Raw genomic sequence first — 10,450 nt, forward strand, 5'->3', positions numbered from 1 at the left:
TTCCGCGACTTTTTGAGGTTAATCACCGATTCCGGGGCCCATTTTCAGCCCTTGGAGGAAGGCTTTGCGCTTCCTGCCGGGTTTCCTGGGACACCGCGTCCGGTTCCATGAAGGGGAGTTGGGGTTAAATGTGGGAGGCCCCAACCTGGTGGTTGGGGCCTCGACCAATGTGTGTCCGGCGGTGACCTACTCTCCCACACCCTCCCGGGTGCAGTACCATCGGCGCTGTGGGTCTTAGCTTCCGGGTTCGGAATGGGACCGGGCGTTTCCCCCACGCTATGACCGCCGTAACCCTTGTACCCGCCCGCCCGGTGTTTTTTCGGGGGTGGGAAGACTCGTGGTTACAACATTGTGGTGTTGTTCTTCAGTTGTGGTGGTTCCGTGCCGTGACAACCCCGCGTGTTGGGGGGTTGTTGGTTGGGAACCACATAGTGGACGCAAGCAGAGTTTTGTATGTATCTGTGTGGTGTAAGTTGTTGGCCTATTAGTACCGGTCAGCTTCACGAGTCGTTAGTCCTCGCTTCCACATCCGGCCTATCAACCCAGTGGTCTGGCTGGGGGCCTCTCACACCCGAGGGTGTATGGAAATCTCATCTCGAAGCGAGCTTCCCGCTTAGATGCTTTCAGCGGTTATCCCATCCGAACGTAGCTAATCAGCGGTGCACTTGGCAGTACAACTGACACACCAGAGGTTCGTCCGTCCCGGTCCTCTCGTACTAAGGACAGCCCTTCTCAAATTTCCTGCGCGCGCAGCGGATAGGGACCGAACTGTCTCACGACGTTCTAAACCCAGCTCGCGTACCGCTTTAATGGGCGAACAGCCCAACCCTTGGGACCTACTCCAGCCCCAGGATGCGACGAGCCGACATCGAGGTGCCAAACCATGCCGTCGATATGGACTCTTGGGCAAGATCAGCCTGTTATCCCCGAGGTACCTTTTATCCGTTGAGCGACGGCCATTCCACAATGTACCGCCGGATCACTAGTCCCGACTTTCGTCCCTGCTCGAGATGTCTCTCTCACAGTCAAGCTCCCTTGTGCACTTACACTCGACACCTGATTGCCAACCAGGCTGAGGGAACCTTTGGGCGCCTCCGTTACTTTTTAGGAGGCAACCGCCCCAGTTAAACTACCCATCAGGCACTGTCCCTGACCCGGATTACGGGCCGAAGTTAGATGTCCAAAGTGACCAGAGTGGTATTTCAACGATGACTCCACCCGAACTGGCGTCCGGGCTTCAACGTCTCCCACCTATCCTACACAAGCCACTCCGAACACCAATACCAAACTATAGTAAAGGTCTCGGGGTCTTTCCGTCCTGCTGCGCGTAACGAGCATCTTTACTCGTACTGCAATTTCGCCGAGTTTATGGTTGAGACAGCGGGGAAGTCGTTACTCCATTCGTGCAGGTCGGAACTTACCCGACAAGGAATTTCGCTACCTTAGGATGGTTATAGTTACCACCGCCGTTTACTGGGGCTTAAATTCTCAGCTTCGCCTTGCGGCTAACCGGTCCTCTTAACCTTCCAGCACCGGGCAGGAGTCAGTCCGTATACATCGTCTTGCGACTTCGCACGGACCTGTGTTTTTAGTAAACAGTCGCTTCCCCCTGGTCTCTGCGGCCCCGATCCCCTCCACACCGCAAAGGGTGTATCAAGGTTGGGGCCCCCCTTCTCCCGAAGTTACGGGGGCATTTTGCCGAGTTCCTTAACCATAATTCTCTCGATCGCCTTGGTATTCTCTACCTGATCACCTGTGTCGGTTTGGGGTACGGGCGGCTAAAACCTCGCGTCGATGCTTTTCTCGGCAGCATAGGATCACCAAATCCCCCCAAACGGGGGTCCCATCAGATCTCAGGCACCATGAGTGGCGGATTTGCCTACCACTCGCCCTACATCCTTAGACCGGGACAACCATCGCCCGGCTCGGCTACCTTCCTGCGTCACACCTGTTAATACGCTTGCCTCCCGGGATCAGGTCCTGCGCTCCACCAAAACCCTCACACCACAAGGGCGCTCGGGCAGGCTTCGGGCAGTTAGTATCCCCCGCTCAGCATGGGCGGTTTTTCGCCGGTACGGGAATATCAACCCGTTGTCCATCGACTACGCCTGTCGGCCTCGCCTTAGGTCCCGACTTACCCAGGGCAGATTAGCTTGACCCTGGAACCCTTGATCATTCGGCGGACGGGTTTCTCACCCGTCTTTCGCTACTCATGCCTGCATTCTCACTCGTGTAGGCTCCACCGCTGGTTTACACCGCGACTTCACCGCCCACACGACGCTCCCCTACCCATCCACACGCCTGAACCACAAGGGCTTAGCTAAAATGTGAATGCCACAACTTCGGCGGTGTACTTGAGCCCCGCTACATTGTCGGCGCGGAATCACTTGACCAGTGAGCTATTACGCACTCTTTTAAGGGTGGCTGCTTCTAAGCCAACCTCCTGGTTGTCTGGGCAACTCCACATCCTTTCCCACTTAGCACACGCTTAGGGGCCTTAGTTGGTGGTCTGGGCTGTTTCCCTCTCGACTATGAAGCTTATCCCCCACAGTCTCACTGCTGCGCTCTCACTTACCGGCATTCGGAGTTTGGCTGACGTCAGTAACCTTGTAGGGCCCATTAGCCATCCAGTAGCTCTACCTCCAGCAAGAAACACGCAACGCTGCACCTAAATGCATTTCGGGGAGAACCAGCTATCACGAAGTTTGATTGGCCTTTCACCCCTACCCACAGCTCATCCCCTCCATTTTCAACTGAAGTGGGTTCGGTCCTCCACGACGTCTTACCGTCGCTTCAACCTGGCCATGGGTAGATCACTTCGCTTCGGGTCTAGATCACGCCACTCACACGCCCTATTCAGACTCGCTTTCGCTACGGCTGCCCCACACGGGTTAACCTCGCGACGTAACACTAACTCGCAGGCTCATTCTTCAAAAGGCACGCCGTCACCAGAATCAGACTGGCTCCGACGGATTGTAAGCACACGGTTTCAGGTACTGTTTCACTCCCCTCCCGGGGTACTTTTCACCTTTCCCTCACGGTACTGGTCCGCTATCGGTCATTAGGGAGTATTTAGGCTTATCAGGTGGTCCTGACAGATTCGCACGGGATTTCTCGGGCCCCGTACTACTTGGGATACTCTCACAGGCGGTACAAACACATTACGGTTACGGGACTAACACCCTCTCTGGCCGGCCTTTCAAAACCGTTCACCTATGCGCGCACATCACACCCCACCAGCCCGGCAGAACTGGTATGGAAAGTCCCACAACCCCGACCATGCAACGCCCGCCGGCTATCACACATGGAACGGTTTAGCCTGATCCGCGTTCGCTCGCCACTACTAACGGAATCACTATTGTTTTCTCTTCCTGCGGGTACTGAGATGTTTCACTTCCCCGCGTTCCCCCCACGCACCCTATGTGTTCAGGTACGGGTCACCGAGTCACTCGCGCGCTCGGCGGGGTTTCCCCATTCGGACACCCTGGGATCACAGTCCGGTTATCGACTCCCCCAGGCTTATCGCAGATTCCTACGTCCTTCTTCGGCTCCTAATGCCAAGGCATCCACCGTGTGCTCTTAAAAACTTGACCACAAAGATCAAAAACATTTCTCGAGAGAACCACAGAAACCAACCACACCCCAACACCCAAAGGGCATCAACAGCGCAGCCAGATCCAGGTTCATTAATCTTGGAAATTGCTTCTTATACAAGATGCTCGCGTCCACTATGTAGTTCTCAAACAACAACCCCACACCACACACCCCACACACCCAAACAGGCGCACGGAACGTCACGGCAGGGAAACCAGAAACAAACAAACCCGACAAAGAACCACCACGACCAAAGCCGCAACAACCCCTCCCCGGCCCTGTTGCCTCAGGACCCAACAGTGTGCCAAACACTACCCAGCAACCCAAACCAGCCGCGTTCCAGAACACCCGCCCTCCCCCGAAGAGAAGAACAAAACATTCGTACTAACCAAACCGGTCCGTGCCACCAGGCACCTATTTGTTGATATTCCACCCATGAGCACCCGCCACGGAACAATCGTCCATGCTGCGGGCTTGCTTCCTGACAACCCCCCACACCGGCATTCACCAGCACAGAAGAGTTGGAGGTGCTCCTTAGAAAGGAGGTGATCCAGCCGCACCTTCCGGTACGGCTACCTTGTTACGACTTAGTCCCAATCGCCAGTCCCACCTTCGACAGCTCCCTCCCACAAGGGGTTAGGCCACCGGCTTCGGGTGTTACCAACTTTCGTGACTTGACGGGCGGTGTGTACAAGGCCCGGGAACGTATTCACCGCAGCGTTGCTGATCTGCGATTACTAGCGACTCCGACTTCATGGGGTCGAGTTGCAGACCCCAATCCGAACTGAGACCGGCTTTTTGGGATTAGCTCCACCTCACAGTATCGCAACCCTTTGTACCGGCCATTGTAGCATGCGTGAAGCCCAAGACATAAGGGGCATGATGATTTGACGTCGTCCCCACCTTCCTCCGAGTTGACCCCGGCAGTCTCCTATGAGTCCCCACCATCACGTGCTGGCAACATAGAACGAGGGTTGCGCTCGTTGCGGGACTTAACCCAACATCTCACGACACGAGCTGACGACAACCATGCACCACCTGTAAACCAGCCCCAAAGGGGAAACCACATTTCTGCAGCGGTCCGGTTCATGTCAAGCCTTGGTAAGGTTCTTCGCGTTGCATCGAATTAATCCGCATGCTCCGCCGCTTGTGCGGGCCCCCGTCAATTCCTTTGAGTTTTAGCCTTGCGGCCGTACTCCCCAGGCGGGGCACTTAATGCGTTAGCTACGGCGCGGAAAACGTGGAATGTCCCCCACACCTAGTGCCCAACGTTTACGGCATGGACTACCAGGGTATCTAATCCTGTTCGCTCCCCATGCTTTCGCTCCTCAGCGTCAGTTAATGCCCAGAGACCTGCCTTCGCCATCGGTGTTCCTCCTGATATCTGCGCATTTCACCGCTACACCAGGAATTCCAGTCTCCCCTACATCACTCTAGTCTGCCCGTACCCACCGCAGATCCGGAGTTGAGCCCCGGACTTTCACGGCAGACGCGACAAACCGCCTACGAGCTCTTTACGCCCAATAATTCCGGATAACGCTTGCGCCCTACGTATTACCGCGGCTGCTGGCACGTAGTTAGCCGGCGCTTCTTCTGCAGGTACCGTCACTTACGCTTCTTCCCTACTGAAAGAGGTTTACAACCCGAAGGCCGTCATCCCTCACGCGGCGTCGCTGCATCAGGCTTTCGCCCATTGTGCAATATTCCCCACTGCTGCCTCCCGTAGGAGTCTGGGCCGTGTCTCAGTCCCAGTGTGGCCGGTCACCCTCTCAGGCCGGCTACCCGTCGTCGCCTTGGTAGGCCATTACCCCACCAACAAGCTGATAGGCCGCGAGTCCATCCAAAACCACAAAAGCTTTCCACCAACCACCATGCGATGGAAGGTCATATCCGGTATTAGACCCAGTTTCCCAGGCTTATCCCAGAGTCAAGGGCAGGTTACTCACGTGTTACTCACCCGTTCGCCACTAATCCACCAGCAAGCTGGCATCATCGTTCGACTTGCATGTGTTAAGCACGCCGCCAGCGTTCATCCTGAGCCAGGATCAAACTCTCCGTTGAAGTAAAACAAAAACAGACACAACCACAACCACCGGAAATAACGGCAGAAACAGCTGCACAAAATTTGAAACCAGCTAAAAACACCATGCACACCACGGGGTGGCGGCACAGCACAATCAACCAATTACATACATAATCGGTATCAACAAACTTGGCACACTATTGAGTTCTCAAACAACAGACACACCCGGCACCACCCAAACCAACGTCCAGGCTCGCTCCGGAGCAACTTTCCAAACTTACCCGGTTCCAACAAGCTTCGCAAATCAGCGTTACCGCGATCCACTCCACTCGAAAACCAGCCCCACCCGCGTCCGGCACGCCAAGAGGCGAACCATTTCCAGGCCGTTCAGTAAGGGGTTTGGCCGCTATCTTTCCGCTTCAGCGGCGGCGACTCAGAAAACAATACCCGCCCCCACACCCAACCGCAAATCGACCCCCGGGGGCCTCTTGTGCTGCCGGAAACCCCGGAATTCCGCGGTTTCCGGCAGCGTGGGCAAGAGATTTCCGCTTCTGAAGCTCGTTTGCTGCTTCTATGGAGTGGCTCACATCCGAAGAGGAGCCGAGGGAGTAGCCGAAGGGGGAGCCGGGACTTCCCTACCCCAGTACCTTGAGGACCACTTCGAAGTCGGCCTGCCTCGGCTTCAGCCGGTACGGCTCCAGAACGCCGGGGCCGCAGGCGGCGGTGCCAACGCCACGCATGAGATGGTCCACGTAGATGTAGCTCCGCCCGTCCGGCACCAGATCCGGCCTGTGGTTTGCGGCATCCAGAGCCTGCATGCTGTACGGCCGGACTGTGAGGGCAAAGGGCTCGCCGGAAAGGTGCAGCTCCCTTCCGCCGGCGTGCAGGACAGCGGACCGCACGCCGGACCGGGCTCCCGACTCCTGGGGACGGACGTACTCAACGTCCAGCGCGGCAAGGGGCAGCTCGAACCATCCCGTCCGCGCACCCTGGCCGGTGTCCGGGTAGCCCTGGTGCGGGCCCTGGCCGAACCACCGCACCCCGGTGGTCTGGGAACCCAGCACCAGCTCCAGCCCGATCCGCGCCCATTCCACCTCGAAGCCGGCGTTGACCCAGTCCCCCACGGGCCTGACCTGGGTCCGCAGTCCCAGGGAGTCGGAGCTGGCGGTCCACAGGTAATCCACCAGCACACCGAACTGCTTGTCCGCGGCACCCATGCGCGTGCTGACGCGCAGGTACTCTCCGCCGTCAGGAGAGGATTCCGCCCGGATGCCCAGCAGGCGGGTGTGGAGCCGGTGGAGTCCTGCGTCCTTCCACTGCGTCGCAAGGGGCCGTTCGTCCGGGCTTCCCCACTCGCGGCCGAGGTCGTTGTCGGTCGGGGGCCACCACAGGACCAGGCCGAACTTTTCCACGGGAAGTCCGCCAATGGATGTGGGCATGCCGGTTGCCCGGTTGAACACCGCGGTACCCAGCTGCAGTTCGTCCTGGCCGGCCTCCACCAGGTCCCGGGCCTGCACCCCCGTGCCTGGTGAGGCAAGGCGGACAGCCTGCCCCCAGGCAACCTCGTGTCCTGCGGCAGCCCACCCAGTATCGGTGGCCAGCACAGCGCTGACGGTGAGCACCGCACCCGCGTCCTGCGCCAACCCCGCCACACACGCGGCAACCTCCGCCGGCAGCTCAACAACAGCCGTGGACTGCGCCGCAAGCGGCGCAACGGCCACCGTTCCCTCCAGCCGTGTCCCGCCGTCGTCCTCCACCTTGTACTCAAAGCGGTAGGCGGAGGTGTCCGCAAAGTCCTGCCGGTTCCGCAGCGTGAAGCTGGCCCATGAGGAGGAAACGTCAATGCCCAGAGGCTCGATGACCTTCTTGAAATCCAACAGCCCGGGACGGGGTTTGCGGTTGGCATCCACCAGCCCGTCCGTGACGAAATTGCCGTCGTGGACTTCCTCGCCAAAGTCCCCGCCGTAAGCGAAGTGTTCGCCGCTGCCCGGGGAGGGAACAAGGATCCCGTGCTCCAGCCACTCCCAGACAAAACCCCCCATCAGCCGCGGATACGTGTCGAACAGGTCCTGGTACTCGGTCATGCCGCCCGGCCCGTTTCCCATGGCATGCACATATTCGCACAGCACGAACGGCATGGCTCGGCGCCGAGCGTCCAGTTCGGCGTCCTCAAGCGCCGGCTCGATGCCCTGCCCGATGAGCGCCGTCTCGGCCTGGCTGGCATACATCCGGGAGTAGACGTCCACGTACGGTGAGGACCAGTCGCCCTCGTAGTGGATGGGACGGGACGGGTCACGGTCCTTGGCCCAGCGGGACATCGCCGCAAGGTTCCGGCCGGTGCCTGCCTCGTTGCCCAGCGACCACATGATCACGGAAGGGTGGTTCTTGTCGCGCTCAAGGGTTCGCTGCATCCGGTCCAGCAGGGCCTCCTCCCACTGCGGATCGTCGCTGGGGTTCTGTGCCCAGCCGGCGCTGTGGAAGCCGTGCGTTTCCAGGTCGCATTCCAGGACCACGTAGAAACCCAGCTGGTCTGCCAGCGCCAGGAACTCCGGGTGCGGCGGGTAGTGCGAGGTCCGGATGGCATTGATGTTGTGCTGCTTCATCAGCCGCAGCTCCGCCTCCACCACGTCCCGCGGGACCACACGGCCCAGCCGGGGGTGGTGCTCGTGGCGGTTCACTCCCCGGAGCAGGATCCGGCGGCCGTTCACCTTGAACTGCGCGTCCTCGATGACGATGCTGCGGAAACCCACCTGCAGGGCAACGGTCTCGCCCGGGGTGCTGACCGTTGCGCCATACAGGCGGGGAACTTCGGCGGACCAGGGCTGCACGCCGGGGACACGCTGCTCCGCCCCTGCTGGAAGTTCCAGGCCAAGTTCCGGAATGCGTACGACGGCGTCAATCGCCCGCCCGGCCCGGCTCACCTCGACGCGGAGCGTGCCCTCGCCCGTGCCCGGGTCATAGCCGGCGTGGACGAAGACGTCGTCGATGCCGTCCACCGGCCGCGCCTGCAGGGTGACGTCCCGGAAGATCCCCGGGAGCCACCACATGTCCTGGTCCTCCACATAGCTGGCGGCGGAGAACTGGGCCACCCGCACGGCCAGCGTATTGGCTCCCTCGACCAGGATGCCGGACACGTCGAATTCGTGGGCCAGGCGGCTTCCGCGGGTGGTCCCGAGCTCCACTCCGTTCAGCCACACGGTTCCGGCCGAGTCGATGCCGTCGAACCGGAGCACGGCGTGCGGGAAGAACTCCGGGCCGGCCTCAAAGGTCACCAGGTGATCGCCGATGGGGTTGGCGTCCGGTGGGTAGGGAGGTTCCACCGGGAAGGGAAACTGCACGTTGGTGTAGGCCGGAGAGCCGTGCCCGTGCATGTTCCAGCTGGAGGGGACGGGCAGCGGGGTGAAGCCGGAGAGGTCATTGCCCTGCTGCCAGTCGTCGTGTGGGGCCGCCCGGATTCCCGGGCTCAGCCGGAACTGCCATTCTCCGTTGAGTAGGAGCCGGGGTGCGTCGGACTCCAGGTAGGCCCGCGTCGGGAGGCTTCCCCGGCCGGGTCCCAGCGAGGCTAATTCTGCGACGTCTGCGGCAGCCGGATCGAGTCTGCGGTAGGAGGGTCTGGTCGCCGGAGCGGAGCCGTGGCCGGCAGTTGCGGCAGGGGTGTGGGCTGGCATGGAGGTCCTTGAGGGGAGTTTCGGAAGTGCCTACGTGAACGTTCACGCAGTTGCATGTTAAGCCTATCCGCTCGGTCATGATTTGAGTAGGGGTCAGGCTGATTGCCGGAGGACCAGTTGGTGCTGCAGGGTCAGGTGGGCGCCTGGGGTGCGGTCCTGGATGGCACCTGTGAGTAAACCATCCAGGAGTCCGACGGCGGCGCGGCCCACGGCGCGCAGGTCCAGTGCGAGGGTGGTCAGCTCAGGTGTGAGCAGTTCCCCCAGCGGTATTCCGTCCATGCCGATGACGGCACACTCATTGGGGACGGAGGTGCCTGACTCCCGCAGTGCCTTCAAGGCGCCGGCTGCCATCAGGTCGTTGAAGGCGAGGATGCCATCGGGGCTCCCGCCTCCGGCCAGATGGAGGGCCACCGCCGACCGTGCCGCGGCCGCCGATGGCTGTGCCTGGAGGCGGGCGAGCTGGATGCCTGCCTCCGCTGCCACCGCGGCGGCGGCAGCGCTCCGGCTGCCGGCGGGGCCGCCCTGGTCCGAGTCCAGGAAGAGGATGCTCCGGCACCCGTGGGATGCGAGATGGCGGAGGGCGAGCCTGGCAGCGTGACGGTAGTCAAAGGAGATGCTGCCGGCGGTGCCGGCGTCCGGGGAGTCAAGGGCGACGACGGGACGGCGGCCCATCAGCGCCTGCGCCTCGTCCTGGTGGGGTGCAAGGTATCCGATCAGTGCATCCACCTGGGGCGCAAGCCGCGCGGCGGCGTCAACGGCGCTTCCGGTCCCGTGGCCGTAGTCGTCCACCACCACGTTCCAACCGCGCTCCGTGGCGGCCTCCACCACGCTTGAGGCAAAGGCCGGGAAATAGGGGTTGGTCAGGTCCGGGATGGCGAGGCCAACAGAGATCCGCGCGCCCTGCACAAGGCCCTTGGCGAAGCGGCTGGGGCTGTAGCCCATTTCTGCTGCGAGCTTTTGGACCCGGGCGCGGGTTTCCGCGCTGATGCCTGCCATGTCATTCATGGCCCGGGTGACGGTCTGGCGCGATACGCCTGCAGCGGCTGCCACATCCAGGATGGTTGCACGCCGGTCCCTGGGACTGGGCGTTCGGGGGGTCATAAACGGTAAGTCTAGGCGGTGGTGAAGGTCCGTTTTGATACCGGTGATTGGTGGGTTAAATGTG

General features: G+C 60.7%; 2 protein-coding genes and 3 rRNA genes. All 5 read right to left on the reverse strand.

What is annotated here, in order from left to right; all coding sequences use genetic code 11:
* Nucleotides 1-173: 173 nt before the first annotated feature.
* A 5S ribosomal RNA gene (gene rrf, locus ACEN9K_RS20855) occupies nucleotides 174-290 on the reverse strand.
* 173 nt (nucleotides 291-463) lie between these two features.
* Nucleotides 464-3,593 (reverse strand): 23S ribosomal RNA (locus ACEN9K_RS20860).
* A 539-nt stretch (nucleotides 3,594-4,132) separates the two neighbouring features.
* Nucleotides 4,133-5,655: ribosomal RNA gene (locus ACEN9K_RS20865) — 16S ribosomal RNA — on the reverse strand.
* Together the 16S, 23S and 5S rRNA genes form the textbook arrangement of a ribosomal RNA operon.
* A gap of 597 nt (nucleotides 5,656-6,252) precedes the next feature.
* Nucleotides 6,253-9,285, reverse strand: coding sequence for a glycoside hydrolase family 2 TIM barrel-domain containing protein (locus tag ACEN9K_RS20870; protein ID WP_495634994.1), 3,033 nt, complete (start codon nucleotides 9,283-9,285; stop codon nucleotides 6,253-6,255).
* Nucleotides 9,286-9,378: 93 nt separating this feature from the next.
* Complete coding sequence (locus tag ACEN9K_RS20875; RefSeq protein ID WP_056392127.1) at nucleotides 9,379-10,386, reverse strand: LacI family DNA-binding transcriptional regulator; 1,008 nt, start codon at nucleotides 10,384-10,386, stop codon at nucleotides 9,379-9,381.
* Nucleotides 10,387-10,450 lie beyond the last annotated feature (64 nt).

Source organism: Pseudarthrobacter sp. Pseusp20, from assembly GCF_059492155.1.